The 17,414-nt window shown below is 39.3% G+C and carries 14 protein-coding genes; 8 read left to right on the forward strand and 6 right to left on the reverse strand.

Annotation, left to right across the window (positions count from 1 at the left end):
- Positions 1 to 3 precede the first annotated feature (3 nt).
- The 6 genes from OLM34_RS06715 to OLM34_RS06740 form a co-directional block, all read right to left on the reverse strand.
- Positions 4 to 2,385: a spermidine synthase family protein gene (locus OLM34_RS06715; protein WP_264406108.1), complete on the reverse strand. Its 2,382-nt coding sequence runs from the start codon at positions 2,383 to 2,385 to the stop codon at positions 4 to 6.
- Between the two features lie 47 nt (positions 2,386 to 2,432).
- Positions 2,433 to 3,140 carry a protein-L-isoaspartate(D-aspartate) O-methyltransferase gene (locus OLM34_RS06720; RefSeq protein WP_264406110.1) on the reverse strand — a complete coding sequence of 236 codons (708 nt, stop codon included), beginning with the start codon at positions 3,138 to 3,140 and terminating at the stop codon, positions 2,433 to 2,435.
- A gap of 101 nt (positions 3,141 to 3,241) precedes the next feature.
- On the reverse strand, positions 3,242 to 5,524 hold the full coding sequence (locus OLM34_RS06725; protein WP_264406112.1) for an NADP-dependent malic enzyme: 2,283 nt from the start codon (positions 5,522 to 5,524) through the stop codon (positions 3,242 to 3,244).
- A 192-nt stretch (positions 5,525 to 5,716) separates the two neighbouring features.
- Positions 5,717 to 6,277 carry a chromate transporter gene (locus OLM34_RS06730; RefSeq protein WP_264406113.1) on the reverse strand — a complete coding sequence of 187 codons (561 nt, stop codon included), beginning with the start codon at positions 6,275 to 6,277 and terminating at the stop codon, positions 5,717 to 5,719.
- 2 nt (positions 6,278 to 6,279) lie between these two features.
- Complete coding sequence (locus OLM34_RS06735; protein WP_264406114.1) at positions 6,280 to 6,828, reverse strand: chromate transporter; 549 nt, start codon at positions 6,826 to 6,828, stop codon at positions 6,280 to 6,282.
- A gap of 374 nt (positions 6,829 to 7,202) precedes the next feature.
- Positions 7,203 to 8,558, reverse strand: coding sequence for a TrpB-like pyridoxal phosphate-dependent enzyme (locus OLM34_RS06740; RefSeq protein ID WP_264406115.1), 1,356 nt, complete (start codon positions 8,556 to 8,558; stop codon positions 7,203 to 7,205).
- Positions 8,559 to 9,070: 512 nt separating this feature from the next.
- Between OLM34_RS06740 and OLM34_RS06745 the strand changes: the two genes are divergently transcribed.
- The 8 genes from OLM34_RS06745 to galK all read left to right on the forward strand — a co-directional run bounded on the left by OLM34_RS06745 (position 9,071) and on the right by galK (position 17,407).
- Positions 9,071 to 9,655, forward strand: coding sequence for a TetR/AcrR family transcriptional regulator (locus OLM34_RS06745; protein WP_264406117.1), 585 nt, complete (start codon positions 9,071 to 9,073; stop codon positions 9,653 to 9,655).
- Positions 9,656 to 9,687: 32 nt separating this feature from the next.
- A complete protein-coding gene (gene fabG / locus OLM34_RS06750) occupies positions 9,688 to 10,434 on the forward strand; it encodes a 3-oxoacyl-[acyl-carrier-protein] reductase (protein ID WP_264406118.1) in 747 nt (248 codons plus the stop codon).
- Between the two features lie 74 nt (positions 10,435 to 10,508).
- Positions 10,509 to 11,177 carry an RluA family pseudouridine synthase gene (locus tag OLM34_RS06755; RefSeq protein WP_264406120.1) on the forward strand — a complete coding sequence of 223 codons (669 nt, stop codon included), beginning with the start codon at positions 10,509 to 10,511 and terminating at the stop codon, positions 11,175 to 11,177.
- 104 nt (positions 11,178 to 11,281) lie between these two features.
- Positions 11,282 to 12,184 carry a nucleotidyltransferase family protein gene (locus tag OLM34_RS06760; protein WP_264406122.1) on the forward strand — a complete coding sequence of 301 codons (903 nt, stop codon included), beginning with the start codon at positions 11,282 to 11,284 and terminating at the stop codon, positions 12,182 to 12,184.
- A gap of 52 nt (positions 12,185 to 12,236) precedes the next feature.
- Positions 12,237 to 13,529, forward strand: a complete 1,293-nt coding sequence (locus OLM34_RS06765; protein WP_264406123.1) for a hemolysin family protein — start codon at positions 12,237 to 12,239, stop codon at positions 13,527 to 13,529.
- A 204-nt stretch (positions 13,530 to 13,733) separates the two neighbouring features.
- Complete coding sequence (locus tag OLM34_RS06770; RefSeq protein ID WP_264406125.1) at positions 13,734 to 14,813, forward strand: aldose epimerase family protein; 1,080 nt, start codon at positions 13,734 to 13,736, stop codon at positions 14,811 to 14,813.
- A gap of 57 nt (positions 14,814 to 14,870) precedes the next feature.
- On the forward strand, positions 14,871 to 16,184 hold the full coding sequence (locus OLM34_RS06775; protein WP_264406127.1) for an MFS transporter: 1,314 nt from the start codon (positions 14,871 to 14,873) through the stop codon (positions 16,182 to 16,184).
- Between the two features lie 74 nt (positions 16,185 to 16,258).
- Positions 16,259 to 17,407, forward strand: coding sequence for a galactokinase (gene galK, locus OLM34_RS06780; RefSeq protein WP_264406129.1), 1,149 nt, complete (start codon positions 16,259 to 16,261; stop codon positions 17,405 to 17,407).
- Positions 17,408 to 17,414: the final 7 nt, after the last annotated feature.

The raw sequence follows: 17,414 nt of genomic DNA on the forward strand, positions 1-17,414 counted from the left end.
GGATCATGCCTTTATCCATGCATTAGATATACTTACCAAAGCATAAGTTAATGCAGCCATGAGCAATAGTACAAAGTAGCCGGCTTCAACGGATATAATGATTGCCAAAACGGTACTGATTACCGAAAAATAACCATTTAAAGCCCATGCCCATGGGATGTCGTCGCTCTTTTTTTCGGCAAGATAGTCGATTCCGATTGGGAAAGGCATTCCTAAAAAGAACCCAGGTGTTCCTAATAAAACGATAGCAATCACTATTTTGAAAGGTAAAGCAACGCCTATTGTAGCTGACAGAATTGGGGAGAGAATGAAAGCGTATACTATAAGGATGGCGGCAATAATGAGCGGTAATACCAAACGGATTTTATTCTTTCGACATGTAGATGAATAGTAACTTCCTAATCCTGAAGTAAAAAGCAAAATACTGAGGGTTGCTGATGTAGCATAGGTGGGTTCTCCAAAATAAAAGGTGAATTGTTGAATGAATACCATTTCCAAAAACATATAAGCTAGCCCCAACCCGCTGAAATATACGATTACCCATTTCTTATGTTTACTCTTCCATGGTTTGAAAGATAACGGCAAAAGAATAATAATTGCTGCAATAAGAATAATTTGAATGAAAGTGAGGATGATGAGCAAATAACCGATATCCAAAAAGGGAAAGTTTTTTTCACTAATGGAAGATATCAATTGGGGAATCTGCTTAAAGCGGATGAATTGGAAGAAAAAAGGCCGGTTGTCGGTCGTAGGGTGTATCCGGTAAGGATACTGGTGTATCAATACTTTTTTGTCGGGAGATAAGAGTTGGTCTATATGAATAAAAAAAACAGTGTCCTGAAGCATATTAAACTTGTTTCGGTCAATTTTCTGCTCTTCTGGAAGAACAAGTGGATCGAACATCCGGTTGTCACAAAATTGATGAACCTTATCGATTTCATCAAGGTTAAAAGGAGATTTTTTTACCAGAAAGGTAACTGCGCCCCAACTTCGTATGGCAACAACGTGTTCCCGGGGACGTGTTATGTTGTTTTCATCGAGAAGAAGGCAGATAGTGGATAAAAGTCGGTACGCATTTCGTACGGGATAATCCATCCAACAGCTCAACGAGATCATTCCTTTTTCCGAAAGCTTGTTCCACATTTCTTGCATAGCTTCTATGGTTAATTCGTATCGTGGTTCAACGGCATTTAACCCCGAATTGCCAAAAAACGAACCGATAACGGGAAGTTCTATCAGATCAAGGTGGTGTGTGTTGAGAGTGAGCAATGTTCGCGACAGGGTTTGATGAGGCTGAACTTGTGGAAAACCGGCGAAAGATCGGTTGAGTATGTTGAAGATTTCAGGATGGGATTCATTGGTAATAATGTGAGGCACCTGATGTGACAATGCCAGCAGAACGTTTTCTCCTGTTCCTGCATCGATAATCAGGGCATTTTCAATTTTCTCGATGTGATAGGGTAAGGCTTGGGGTGTATAGTCAAGAATACTTGTTTCATTCTGCTTTATGGGTTGTTGAAGAAGACTCCCCATCCAGTTTCCGTTATTAAAAACAACTTTTCGTATCGGGTAGGGGCCTTGATAAGCAAGGCTTACACCGGGTGCATAGCGGAGAACAGGGGATGAAACGATTTGCACAAAACCATTGGGAGTGCTTTTCGCATATTCGACTTTCGCTTCGGGCAACAGCATGGTTCTCGTGATATCTTTATATTCGGATGGGGTTAATTGCGGTGGATAGAAATAAAAGACGACTAAAATAAGAGTCGAAAGGGAAAGGGTAATTCGAAAGAGTGTTTTTTTATTTCCCGGTAATGAAATGATTCCACCTAAAAAGGCTAGTATAGCAACGGCAAATGGCTGTTGTTCCGGAATTATCGATTGCATGAATAATAAGGCAACAATTCCTCCTATTCCTGATCCGATGAGATTGGAAAAATAAATTTTCCCGATTTGATCGGCAAACTTTGAAAAACTCATTCCGATGGATAAAGCCCCGGTGAAGAAAGGCAGAAAAAAAATAAAATAGGTGAGAATTAACTTGCCAATGTGACGTGAATCCTGAAAAATAAGCAATGAATCAAAACGAACAGCCTTTGAATTGGCAATTCCAACCACCATAGGAATGAGAATTGCTGTAACAATTAATAGAAAAGGGAAAAGGGTAACGTAGTTTTGCTTGAGTTTCTTTTGGAAAATTGTCAGAAAAGTTCCTGCTGCGCCGAATCCGAGCAGAGCGATGGATATAATCATATAGGCAAAGTGATACCATTGTACATACGACAAAATCTGCATCAATATTAATTGAAAAGCAATAATGCATGCCGAAATTAAGCCGATTGCCACATGGTTGCGAATTGAGGATGTTGGGTTGACGTGTTCCATCGCTTATTTGCTTGTTTTTCGTGGTGTATCTCGATCGGAAACGGTTGTTAGGGTTTGATGTTTCGGGTTAAAGGCACAAACCTTACGGGAATCAGACTTTTTGTCCTTATTTTGTCTCCCGTTTTTTCCACGAGCATCAGGTTTTGAACGCTGAAGGAAGAGCCCACAGGAATAATCATGCGCCCTTTGTCTTTGAGTTGTTGGATTAATGGCGGAGGAATATATTCTGATGCCGCGGTAACGATGATGCCGTCATAAGGTGCGTGTTCTTCCCAACCGTAGTAACCGTCGCCGATCTTAACTTCCACATTATCGTAATTCAGAGCGGCTAATTTTTCTTTTGCTGCAAGACCCAATTCTTCGATAATTTCAATGGTATACACTTTTTTCACGATTCGGGATAAAACGGCTGCCTGGTAACCCGAACCCGTTCCTATTTCCAATACTACATCATCGGGCACCACATGGAGCAATTCGGTCATATAAGCTACAATATAGGGTTGCGATATGGTTTGTCCGTAACCGATGGGAAGGGGGCCGTCGTCATAAGCCCTGTCTCGATATTCCTCAGAAACAAATAGATGTCGGGGAACTTCTTCCATGGCTTTCAGTGTGTTTTTGTCTGTAATGCCGCGAGCTTGAATTTGTTTTTTTATCATCTCTTTTCTATTTGTTTCGAATTTGTCTTGTCCTGAAAGGGAAGAAAAAAATCCGACATCCAGCAGAATAATTAGTAAGACGGATAACTTTTTCATGTTTCTCTTTGTTGATTTGGTCGGTTAGCATAAAATAGCGCTCAATATTCCGTAAAAATAATGAATAATCACCATTCGTGCATACAGAATGAGGATAAATTTTAATGTTGTTTTTGTTCTTCTAATATGGCATCAATCACTGCAATTGTTGTCATGTTTACAATATCGCGTACCGAACTTTCCACATCCAAGATGTGAACCGGTTTATTCAAACCCATTTGGATAGGTCCTATCGATTCTGCCAAGCCCATTTCGAGTAACAATTTATAAGCACTGTTTGCAGAACTTAAGTTCGGGAATATCAATGTGTTTACATCTTTACCTGCTAGTTTTGAAAAGGGATATTTCTTATCGCGTAACTCTTTGTTTAAAGCAAAATTAACCTGCATTTCGCCGTCAACAATCATTTCGGGATATTCGTTATGTAATGTGGCAACCACTTCGTGTACGCTTGCGGGACTACCTTGTTTATCTGATCCGAAATTGGAATAAGACAACATGGCCATTACAGGTTCATGGGCAAAGAGTTTTACCGTTTTATAGGTTAATTTGGCAATATCGAGCAGGGTTTCTGTAGAAGGATGGCGATTGAAAAGTGTGTCGGCCAAGAAGAAAATACCTTTTCTCGTATTCATGATGTGAAGAGCCGCAATGTGTTTTGAACCTTCGCGAATGCCAATCACATCTTGTGCTGCCTGAATGGAATCGGCATATTTGGTATAAACACCGGTAATTAAGGCGTCGGCTTCGCCGGTTTCGACCATCATCATCCCGAAATAGTTGCGCTCGTGCATTTTTTCATAGGCTTCGTCAAAAGTCATCCCGTTTCGCTGAAGTTTGTCGGAAAGACGTTTAGCATAAGCAATTCTTCGTTGCTCTTCCCTGTCGTGACGGAGATTGATAATTTTCATCCCACTTAGATCGATATTATATTCCTGGGCGATTTTACCGATTTTTTCTTCGTTCCCCAACAAGATTGGATGGCAGATACCTTCGTTGTATGCCATTTCTGCTGCCTTCAGCATATTGATGTGATTGGCTTCTGAAAATACAACTTTCTTTGGATTTTGGCGGGCTGTGTCATAAAAACGGCGCAATATTTTATCTCCGTAACCCCCCATCATTTCGCGCAATTTGATTGTATAGGCTTCCCAGTCGGTAATTTTGTGACGGGCTACACCCGATTCCATAGCAGCACGGGCAACTGCAGGTGCAACAACCGTTAATAAACGGGGATCAAGCGGCTTGGGAATAATGTAATCTTTACCAAAACTTAAACGTTTTAAATTATATGCAGCATTGACTACATCGGGGACCGGTTTTTTGGCCAATTCGGCCAATGCATAAACGGCAGCCAGTTTCATTTCTTCGTTGATGCTTGTTGCCCGAACATCCAATGCTCCTCTGAAAATATAGGGAAATCCTAATACATTATTGATTTGATTGGGATAATCGGAGCGTCCTGTAGCAAAAATAATATCTTCTCGAGCATTCATGGCATCTTCATATGAAATTTCGGGATCAGGATTGGCTAAGGCAAAAATAATAGGGTTTTCATTCATTGAGCGAACCATTGCCGGGGTTAGTATTCCACTTACGGATAATCCCAAAAATACATCAGCTCCTCTGATTGCTTCTTCTAATGTTTGGATATGAGTGTTGGTGGCAAAAGGTTTTTTAATTTTGTTTAGGTCGGTACGCCGGGTGTTGATAACTCCTTTTGAATCGAGCATAATTATATTTTCGGGTTTTGCTCCTAAACGTATATATAATTTTGTGCAGGAAATGGCTGCAGCACCTGCACCATTGACAACAATTCTTACATTTTCTATCTTTTTCCCGACGATTTCCAATGCATTTAGTAATCCTGCTGCAGAAATGATGGCCGTACCGTGCTGGTCGTCATGCATGACAGGAATATCCAACTCGTCTTTCAATCTTTCTTCAATCTCAAAACATTCAGGAGCTTTAATATCTTCTAAATTGATACCACCAAAGGTTGGAGAAATGGCTTTTACGGTTTCAATGAATTTTTTTGGATCTTTTTCATTGATTTCAATATCGAAAACATCAATCCCGGCAAAAATTTTAAATAGCAACGCCTTTCCTTCCATTACGGGTTTTCCTGCCAATGGCCCTATGTCGCCCAAGCCTAAAACTGCTGTTCCGTTTGAAATAACGGCTACCAAATTTCCTTTATTGGTATAATCGTAAACGGCTTCTTCATTTTCTTTAATTTCTAAACAGGGTTCGGCAACTCCTGGCGAATATGCCAACGATAGATCGCGTTGCGAACTATAAGGTTTGGTAGGAACGACTTCAATTTTTCCCGGTTTTCCTTCTGAATGATAAAGAAGAGCGTCTTCTTTGCTTATTTTAGTCATAAACTGGATTTTATATAATAGAGTGAAAGAATAGCCATGATTATATTAAAAAATTGTCGCAAAAGTACCATTTTTTCATCTCAATTCATAATTATTTTATGGATCCATGCCTTCATTTTTTTGAGAAACCGTCTTTTTATGGAAAAATACATATTCTTAACATCAAATGATCTATTCAGGCAAAAATAGCTGCTAATGATACAGGAGTATGCCTGCTACCCCGGAAAGAGCAATTAACAAAATAGGGTCTATCTTTTGTAGCGAGGCAAGGAATACAGTTCCGAAAATAATCCAACTTTTGTAATCGATGAAGTTGGCTTTGTTAATCAGCATGAGTGCAGCTGAAGCAATTAAACCGATAATGGTGGGTTTAAGTACCGAAAGGGTGGAACGTACCGGCGGATTATTTTTTACTTTAAAGAAAAAGGCACAGATGAGGGTCATTATGACAAATGAAGGAAGGCTCACTGCCAGTGTACAAATGGCGGAGCCCAGTATTCCTTGAAAGGTGGAAAAACCCATATTCGAAACGGCAGCGTATCCCACATATGTGGCAGAATTGAATGCGATGGGTCCCGGAGTGGTTTGAGATATGGCTACAATATCGGTAAAATCGTTAATCGAAATCCAAGGGTGAGCATCTACAACTTCGTGCCGGATAAGGGGGAGCATGGCATATCCGCCCCCAAAACCAAATAGTCCGATCTTGAAAAAGGATAGGAACAATGCAACATACAGTTCGATTAATTTCATTGTTATCGCTTTATTCTTTTTTTGAGGTAAATCGGATAAAGAATGCCTGAAAGTATGGCGGCGGCAATGATGTATGCAGGCGAAATTTTCAACAACCACACGGCTATGACAACTAGAAAAGGGATCCATGCATTTTTTCGGGAGATTCCTGCTGATTTGCTTAATCCTGTTAATGGAGCAGCAATTAAGGCTACAACAGCCGGACGGATACCTTTGAAGATACGTTCGACAATAGGATTATTTTTGAATTGCGTGAAAATAATGGCAATGAAAAGAATAGTGATGAAAGAAGGAAGGATGATGCCTAAACCGGAAAACAAACTTCCCTTAAATCCAAACCGTTTGTTGCCGACAAATAAAGCAGTGTTTAGTGCCATGGGGCCGGGCATGGATTGAGCTATGGCCAGCATATCCATAAATTCATCGTCTTCCAGCCAATTTTTCTTTTTTACTACTTCGTTACGGATGAGCGGTATCATTGCATAACCACCTCCAAAAGTAAATGCTCCGATTTTAAAAAAAACGAGAAACAGTTCCAGATACCGTTTCATTTTGGTATAAGTTTTTATCATAAAAAGAAAAGCAGATCGGCAAAAGTTCATCTTTTTGCGATCTGCTTTTTATAAGAAGCCGCATCGGTGGAATTAAGACGAAACTCCTTATGACAGGATTTGAGCGTTTTGTTGTCTTTGTAATCCGCCGAGCCCGAAGGCTTGTCCCGAAGGATGCGGCCCGCCATTGACAACAAAAACGATCTCGGTTTCTAAAATGTTATTGATGAGTTTCCCAATCGACCAATGCGGCAATAACTCTCTTGTTTTGCATTTCAAAGATAGTAATTCCTCTATTAATTACCAAATAATTTTCTACCTTTTTTAGAGAAATATGTTCGATTTATGTTTAAAAACATCTTTTTTTAAATTTATTAAGATTCCCTTTCGAAATATTTATTAAGTTCTTCGTCCTTCAATTCATGATTACTGAGATCACCGGCAAGATACTGGTCATAAGCACTCATGTCGAGCAAACCATGACCCGACAAATTGAAAAGGATGGTCTTTTTTACTCCTTCTTCTTTGGCTTTCAGTGCTTCATCAATGGCTACTGCAATGGCGTGATTCGATTCGGGAGCAGGAATGATGCCTTCTGTACGGGCAAACAAAATCCCGGCTTTGAATGTATCGAGCTGGTTTACATCGACGGCTTCGACTAGATTATCTTTATGCAGTTGGCTTACAATGCTTCCTGCACCATGATAGCGTAACCCGCCGGCATGAATATTGGCAGGAGCAAAATTATGGTGCAGTGTATACATTGGGATTAATGGCGTGTATCCGATTTCATCGCCATAGTCATATTGAAAACGACCTCGCGTGAGTTTTGGACAAGAAGATGGTTCTGCTGCTATAAACCGTGTGTGGGTTTCGCCTTTCAGATTGTGACGTAAGAAAGGAAACGATATCCCCGAAAAATTTGATCCCCCACCAAAACAGCCGATTACAATATCGGGATATTCATCTGCCATTTCCATCTGTTTCTCTGCTTCAAGTCCGATTACGGTCTGATGTAAAGCTACGTGATTCAACACGCTTCCCAATGCATATTTACAGTTGGGTGTTTGCATGGCGAGTTCTATCGCTTCGGAAATGGCTGTACCTAAACTCCCCTGATAGGTGGGATTTTCAGTGATGATTTTTCTTCCGGCTTTTGTGGACATGCTTGGTGAAGCGATGACTTGTGCGCCCCATGATTGCATGAGGGAGCGACGGTAAGGTTTTTGTTCGTAACTGATCTTTACCATATAAACGGCAAGTTCAAGGCCGAAAGTTTTTGATGCAAAAGCCAGTGCTGTTCCCCATTGACCGGCACCGGTTTCTGTAGTCAAATTGGTCACCCCTTCTATTTTGTTGTAATAGGCTTGTGCTAGCGCCGAATTGAGTTTATGTGAGCCAACAGGACTTACGCTTTCGTTTTTGAAATAGATATGAGCCGGTGTATCAAGGGCTTTTTCCAGTTCATAGGCCCTTACGAGTGGCGTGGGTCGGTAGATTTTATATTTTTCGCGAATTTCATCGGGAATATCGATCCACACATCGTTGTCATTCAGTTCTTGCCTTGCCAATTCTTCTGCAAATAGCGGAAAGAGATCTTCTGCTTTGAGTGGTTCATTGGTTTGCGGATTTATCATCGGCAAAGGTTTGTTTTGCATTTCGGCAACAATATTATACCATTGTGTAGGTATTGCTGTTTCCGGCAACATGAATTTTTTTGTCCTCTCCATAAAATTTTTTAACTATTTGTCCTGTTTTTTCGATTAAGACAGCGCAAAATTAAAATATAATTCCAAAAAAAACAAACGAAAAGAAAAAAATGGCGAATTGCAGAGTCAACAGGTAAATCCGAATTTACACTAAATGTTTGTAAAACTCATTTTTTTGGTGAATCGTAGATTTAAATATGGGCTTTTTTGACATCATACCAAGTCCGCACCAAGTCCGTACCAAGGCTGCACCATCCTCGCTCCAAGTCCGCTCCAAAATTTTGGTTTTTTCGTTGCAAATATTCAGGAGGGTTTTACCCCAAATCGACCGGATCCAACTTTTTCGTCCTTGCCTTAATGCGAGCTTGAAGGAGCTCTTACCGGTTGAATAAGCGAATAAACTCTAAAATCAACGAACTCTCAAAATTAACCTGTCTGTAGATTTGCAGTTGTTTTTTGCAGGGATTTGCTTTTAATTTTTAAAACTTTATCTTACTTTTGCACACATATAGTGAATGTGTGCATTTGAAATTATGGCAATGTCGAAAACAAGACAAACATTGATTGAGGTAGCACGTCGGCTTTTTGCCCAAAAGGGGATTGAAAATACGACGATGAACGATATTGCTGAAGCTTCAAATAAAGGTCGTAGAACATTATATACCTATTTCAAAAGTAAGCAGGATATTTATAATGCGGTAATTCAATCGGAACTCGAGAGTATTTATCTTCAGTTGGAGGATGTAATCGGAAGAAATTTGCAGGCTGACGATAAACTGATGCTTTTCTTTTTCACACGTTTGGAAGCAATTAAAGAGGTGGTAAGACGTAATGGTACTTTACGGGCAGATTTTTTTAGAGATATTTGGCGTGTGGAGTATGTGCGAAAGGAGTTCGACCGCAAAGAAATCGCTTATCTGCAACATATTTTGGAAGAAGGTGTCAGGACAAAAATTTTTGAAATCTCAGATATTCCCCAAACAGCGCAAATTCTTCATTATGCCCTAAAAGGGCTTGAAGTGCCCGTTATTCGGGGAGTATTGGGCTTAAATATCAATAATAAAGCGGATAGAAATACGATTGTTAATCTGATATTTAAGGGCTTATATAGAAAGTAAAAACGATAGTGTTTAATTTAAACCAATAAAAAATGAAATTGTTAGAAGGTAAAACAGCTTTAATTACCGGCGCAGCTCGAGGAATAGGTAAAGCTATTGCACTTAAGTATGCTTCTGAAGGAGCAAATATTGCTTTTACGGATTTGGTTATCGATGAAAATGCAAAAGCAACCGAAAACGAAATTGCTGCTTTGGGTACGAAAGTAAAGGGTTATGCGTCGGATGCGTCCAATTTTGAGGAGGCGCATAAAGTAGTAGATGAAATCATCAGGGATTTCGGACGAATTGACATTTTGGTGAATAATGCAGGGATCACGCGCGACGGATTGATGGTTCGTATGACAGAACAGCAATGGGATATCGTGATCAAAGTAAATCTAAAATCGGCATTCAACTTTATTCATGCCGTGACACCTCAAATGATGCGACAGAAATCGGGTAGTATTATCAATATGAGTTCCGTTGTCGGTGTTTCGGGTAATGCCGGTCAGTCCAACTACTCTGCTTCTAAAGCCGGGCTGATAGGGTTGACAAAATCGATGGCTAAAGAAATCGGATCTCGAAACATTCGGGTTAATGCTATCGCTCCGGGATTTATTATTACCGATATGACCGGCGCTCTTTCGGAAGAAGTACGCAAACAATGGGCAGAGCAAATCCCGTTGCGGCGTGGTGGCACACCGGAAGATGTAGCGAATGTTGCTCTTTTCCTTGGCTCGGAACTTTCTTCCTATGTAAGTGGTCAGGTGATCAATGTTTGTGGCGGCATGAATACATGATTCGTAATTTCTTTTTCTATTTAGATTTTATATAAGAGACACAATTTTTTGTGTCTCTTCATCTGTTTTTTAAAATGGAAGTATTATACGAAGACAACCATATTATCATCATAAATAAATCTCCGAAAGAGATTGTACAAGGTGACAAGACAGGCGATAAGCCGTTGTCGGATATGGTAAAAGATTATTTAAAGAAAAAATACAATAAGCCGGGGAATGTTTTTTGCGGAGTCGTTCATAGGCTCGACAGACCTACTAGTGGAATAGTCGTTTTTGCTAAAACAAGTAAAGCGCTTACCCGACTGAACGAAATGTTTAAAAAGGGAGAGATCGATAAAACCTATTGGGCTATCGTGAAAGATGTTCCACCGCAGAATGAGGGAGTACTGGTTCACTATGTGATTAAGAACGAAAAAAATAATAAATCTACTGCGTATGATACAGAAAAACCGCACACTCAAAAAGCAGTACTTCACTATAAGCTTATCGGACGATCACAAAAATATTATCTTCTTGAAGTAAAAATTGAAACGGGACGTCATCATCAGATTCGATGTCAGCTGGCAAAAATCGGTTTGCCGATCAAAGGCGATTTAAAATATGGTGCTCAGCGCTCCAATCCCGACGGCAGCATTTCTTTGCATGCTAGAAATATATCTTTTGTTCACCCGGTTTCTAAACAGATCATCGACATAACGGCTCCGGTGCCTGATGATCCTTTGTGGAAAGCATTCGAAATTTAGATTTTTCACAAAAAGTTTAAAGAAATAACGCCAAAACCATGCAATATAAAAAGTATATCTGTAAATTTGCGGATATAGTAAAATTTTTATCTAAATAAAGAAATATGAAACCAACTTTGTTTGTATTAGCTGCAGGGATGGGCAGCCGTTATGGAGGTCTTAAACAATTGGATGGGGTTGGCCCTTCCGGCGAAACTATTATGGATTATTCAATTTACGATGCGATCAACGCCGGTTTTGGCAAGCTTGTTTTTGTTATCCGTAAGTCATTTGAAGATGATTTCAGGGAAAAGATCGTAAAAAAATATGAACAAAAAATTCCTGTGGAATTGGTTTTTCAAGAATTGGATAAATTACCCGAAGGCTTTACAGTGCCGGCAAATCGTGTAAAACCATGGGGAACCAATCATGCCGTTATGATGGGAAAAGATGTGATTAATGAACCTTTTGCCGTGATCAATGCGGACGATTTTTATGGAAGGGAAAGTTATCGGGTTTTGGGGGATTTTTTGTCTCAACTAGCTAACAGCAAAAACCTGTACTGTATGGTAGGGTACAGAGTGGGAAACACCCTGTCGGAAAGTGGAGCAGTTGCCCGCGGCATTTGTGAAATAGATGAAAATCATAATCTTCTTGGAATTGTGGAACGTACTCAGGTGATGCGTATCGACGGGGTTGTTAAATATAAGGACGAGAACAATAATTGGGTGGCTATCGATGACAATACTCCTGTTTCCATGAATATGTGGGGATTCACGCCCGATTATTTTGCTTATTCCGAAGATTATTTTGTGGATTTTCTTAAAAAGAATGCCGGAAATATCACGGCTGAATACTTTATACCTTTGCTTATCAATCATTTGGTTACTAATAAAATGGCAACTGTAAAAGTATTGGATACTCCTTCAAAATGGTTTGGAGTAACTTATCCCGAAGATCGCCCCGGCGTGGTTGCCAAGCTTCAGAAACTGGTAGATGAAGGTGTTTATCCTTCGCCACTTTGGTAGAGTAGAGGTAAGGCGCAGAGCGCAAATTTAACCCAATTCAAGTGAAGAGGTAATGGTTGAGGTATTTATTATTCTGCTTCTCATTATTTTAAATGGTTTTTTTGCTTTGTCGGAGATAGCGGTAGTATCGAGCAAAAAAACAAAACTTGAAGCAGAAAGAAAAAAAGGGAGTAAAGGTGCTGAAACGGCCCTCAAACTCCGAGCAAATCCTGACAATTTTCTTTCGGCTGTACAAGTGGGGATCACACTTATCGGTATTGTGAACGGAGCATATGGTGGAACTACACTGGCAGCTGATGTTGTGCCTTTTTTTCAAAAATTTGCATGGAGTGCTCCCTACGCCGAAACCATAGCTGTTGGGGTTGTTGTTTTTTTGATTACGTATGTGTCTATTGTTATTGGTGAATTAGTGCCGAAAACCATCGCTCTGAATAATCCTGAAAAGGTATCCATTGTGGTTTCGAGACCCATTTACGTCATAAGCATCATTTTTTATCCGTTTGTGCAATTTTTGGCTGCTTCAACCGGATTTTTCAATAAAGTAATCGGTTTGAAACCCAAAAAAGATACGGTGTCGGAAATGGAACTCAGGGCTATGTTGAAAACAGCTTCAAAAGAAGGGATTATCGAAAAAGAAGAAAATATTATACATGAACAGGTTTTTTATTTTTCCGATAAACGAGCCAAACACTTAATGACACATCGTACCGATATAGAATGGGTAGATATATCGAAATCCAAAGATGAAGTTGTTCGGGATCTTTTAAATTGTAAACATAGCCGGGTACTGGCTTGTAACAAAAAATTGGACGATTTTGTCGGTATTATTTCTATTAAGGAGTTCTTGTATGCATTGCACAAGAATAGCGATTTTTCCATTCATGAGTTGATTCAGGAGCCTTTAATTTTTCCGTCAACCTTGCGTGCTCAAAAAGTACTTGAAATGTTTAGAAATAGTCATAAATCTATCGGTGTTGTAATTGATGAATATGGAAGTGTAGATGGCATTATCACCTTACATGACATAATGGAAACTTTGGTAGGACCTATTGCCGACGAGGATGAAAACGAAGAACCCGATATCTATATGCAAAGCGAAAATTCTGCTTTAATCAATGGTGAAGCGCCCCTTGAATTGCTTACCTTATTTATTGATGATTTCGTTATCGATTTCGAATCGATCGATTATTCAACCGTTGCGGGTTTTGTTTTAGCCAATATAAACAAGATACCTCAGGTGGGAGATAAATTTATCTATAACGATACGGAATTCGAAATTATGGAAGTGGATGGCAATAAAGTCAATAAAGTGTTGATAACCAAAAATATAAAAGATAAAGAATAAAGTTTTTTAGCAGATAAGGAAATTGTCAATATATGAATTATCAATTAATCAAACAAAACATGTAAAGGATGAAGGAAAGAGGAAAGAGATTATGTTTTATAACATATCTTTTTATTAGGCTGGGAGAAAAGGATGTGTTATTTTTACACGAATTTTATAAAAAAATCCAATCTTCATCATCTTTTATTTATACACCGGAAAAATATGAATGTAGAGAAAACAAGGAGTAAATCCGGTTTGCTTTTAGATGCTTTTGAAAAAAATGTAGACGGAAAGCAAACCGGATTATACATTCTTACCAACAAGAATGGATGCGAAGTTGCCGTGACCAATTACGGTGCAAAGATTGTTTCGTTGATGGTACCCGATAAAAACGGTACATTAACCGATGTAGTAACAGGTCATCAAACCATTGATGATTATTTGACTTCAGAAGAGCCCTATTTTGGAGCTGTTTGTGGTAGAGTGGCTAATCGTATTGCCAAAGGTAAATTTACACTCGATGGGAAAGAATATACGCTGGCCATTAACAACGGTCCCAATCACTTGCATGGAGGTATAAAAGGTTTCAATGCGGTTGTGTGGGACGTCAAAGAGATTTCCGATAGCTCGATCAAACTTTTTTATTTGTCGGTAGATGGTGAAGAAGGATATCCGGGAAATTTAAGTGTGACAGTAACGTATGTTTTAACGGACGATAATGCATTGGATATTTATTATGAAGCGGAAACCGATAAACCGACTATTTTAAATCTTACCAATCATTCTTACTTTAATCTTTCGGGAGCAGGAGATCCATATATCGGAGATCATATTTTAAAATTAATTGCCGATGAGTATCTTCCCACAGACGAAACAGCTATTCCATATGGAAAGCCCGAACCGGTTGTTGGAACGCCTATGGATTTTACGGTAGCTCATGCTATAGGTGAAAGAATTGATGATGATTTTCAACAATTGATTTTCGGAAATGGTTATGATCATAATTATATAATTAATAAAGAAAATGAAGATGATTACGTTTTTGCAGGTGTATGCGAATCGCCAAAAACCGGTATAAAAATGGAAATCTTCACTTCTCAGCCGGGAATTCAGTTATATACAGGAAATTGGATGACGGGAAATTTTGTTGGGAAAAACGGTCAACGCTATCCCAAACGTTCTGCGGTTTGTTTTGAAACACAACATTACCCCGACAGTATTCATCATCCGGAATATCCGTCTGTTGTCTTGCGTCCCGGGACAATTTTCAGATCGAGAACGACATACAAATTCTTGGTATAAAACTCGTGAAAAGGAATTATTTTTTATAGCAAACAATTTAAATAATAAGTAAAAAGTATGAATACTACAACTAATGAGAGAAAGAGTAATCTTGTGCCGATAATCATGATGATCATTCTTTTTGGAATGATATCGTTTGTCACCAATTTAGCGGCACCGATGGGGCAGGTACTAAAAGAACAATTTGGTGCTTCCAATTTCCAGGGATTGTTGGGAAATGCAGCCAACTTTATTGCTTATGCAGTTATGGGGATACCCGGAGGAATTCTTTTACAGAAATTGGGATACAAAAAGACAGCTTTAATAGCTATCGCTGTTGGTTTTGTAGGCGTATTTATTCAATTCCTTTCCGGTCATGCTCCTCAAACATCGGCTTTTGGCGTTTATCTTCTTGGCGCTTTCGTAGCCGGTTTTTCAATGTGTTTATTGAATATTGTGGTAAACCCCATGTTGAATACGCTTGGTGGAGGTGGAAATAAAGGGAATCAGCTGATCCAAATCGGAGGTTCATTTAATTCGGTGATGGCTACCTTTACTCCGGCATTTGTAGGTGTCTTAATTGGTGATGCCGCAAAAGCAAATATCTCCGATGTTTTTCCGGTTATGTATATTGCAATGGGCGTTTTTGCCGTTATATTTTTTGTTCTTCTGTTTGTAGATATTCCTGAGCCACATGCACAAAAAACATCGGAATCTCTTAAGCAATTAATGTCTGGTGCCTTACAATTTCGGCATTTTATATTAGGCGCTGTAGCTATTTTTATTTATGTTGGAGTTGAAGTGGGCACACCCGGACTTTTGATTCTTTGGTTGTCAGATACTCCTGTTGGGAAGACTACTGCCGGTTTTGTTGCAGGTACCTATTGGTTTCTTATGTTGATTGGCCGGTTGTTGGGTGCTTCATTTGGAAGCAAAATATCCAGTAGGAAAATGCTGGGCTTTGCTTCCTTTGTTGGATTGATTTTGATCGCTTTAGCAATTTTTTCTCCACAAACTTCAGTGGTTTCACTGCCGGTTCTTTTACGATCGAGTACAGGGGCTCTCTCTTTCGGATTAGCTGAAGTGCCTATTAATGCCATGTTTATTGTATTGGTCGGCCTTTGCACTTCTATTATGTGGGGAAGTATTTTTAATCTCGCGGTAGAGGGATTGGGTAAATATACGGCTGCTGCATCGGGTATTTTTATGGCTTTAGTTTGCGGTGGTGGTATTCTGCCTGTTCTTCAGGGAAGAGTAGCCGATATAGCAGGTTATATTCCGAGCTATTGGGTGATTTTTATCGGTTTGGCTTATTTATTATATTATGCATTAATCGGATCGAAAAATATAAATGCAACTATCCAAACCGAAGACGAAAAGCTCTCTGTATGAGCAGCATCAGGTAATATTTCCGCTGATGAACAAGGAAAATAAATGCTAACAATAAATTAATAAGAAGGTTGAAGATGACAAAAGAAGAAATCATTATTTTATATCAGGAAAAATTTGGGAAAGAAACACCTGAGGTTTATACGGCTCCCGGCCGTATAAACCTTATCGGAGAACATACCGATTATAATGGCAGTTTTGTTTTTCCGGGTGCTGTAGATAAAGGGATTACAGCTGCCATCCATTTAAACGGAACAGACAAAGTTAGAGCTTATGCGCTCGATCTTTCCGAATATTCGGAATTTGGATTAAATGAGGAGGATATTCCGAATGAAGGGTGGGCAAAATATATTTTTGGAGTTTGCCGGGAAATTATTAAACGAGGTGGGAAAGTTGAAGGATTTGATACTGTTTTTTCAGGTAATGTTCCCCTTGGAGCAGGAATGTCTTCATCGGCTGCTTTGGAAAGCACCTATGCTTATGCGTTGAACGATATGTTGAATCTGGGTATCGATAAATTCGAATTGGCTAAAATTGGGCAGGCAACCGAACATCATTATGTGGGAGTGAAATGTGGCATCATGGATCAATTCATTTCGCTTTTTGGGAAAAAGGGCCATTTGGTTCGACTGGATTGCAAAACCATGGAATATGAATATTTCCCGTTTGATCCACAAGGATATAAGTTGGTATTGTTGGATACGCAGGTGAAACATGAATTGGCTTCGTCGGCATACAATAAACGTCGTGAATCATGCGAACGTGCTGCTGCGGCCATTCGTAAGAATCATCCTGAAGTGCAATTTCTTCGTGATGCTGATATGAATATGCTCGATGAAGTCAAAAATGTGATCACTGAGGAAGATTATATGCGAGCAAAATATGTAATCGAAGAAACACAACGTGTTCTGGATGTATCGGATGCATTAAAAAAAGGCGATTATGAAACTGTTGGCAAAAAGATGTATGAAACTCACGAAGGGATGAGTAAATTATATGAGGTTAGTTGCGAAGAGCTCGATTTTCTTAACGATATTGCCAAAAAAAGCGGAGTAACGGGTTCACGTGTGATGGGAGGCGGTTTTGGGGGATGTACCATTAATTTGGTAAAAGATGAATTGCACGATAAATTTATTGAAGAAGCCAACACTCAATTCAAAAATAAATTTGGTTATGAGCCGAAAGTGTATGATGTTGTTATTAGCGATGGGGCACGAAAATTATAATTAGTAA

The sequence above is a fragment of the Anaerorudis cellulosivorans genome, from assembly GCF_025943985.1.
GTDB lineage: Bacteria > Bacteroidota > Bacteroidia > Bacteroidales > Dysgonomonadaceae > Anaerorudis > Anaerorudis cellulosivorans.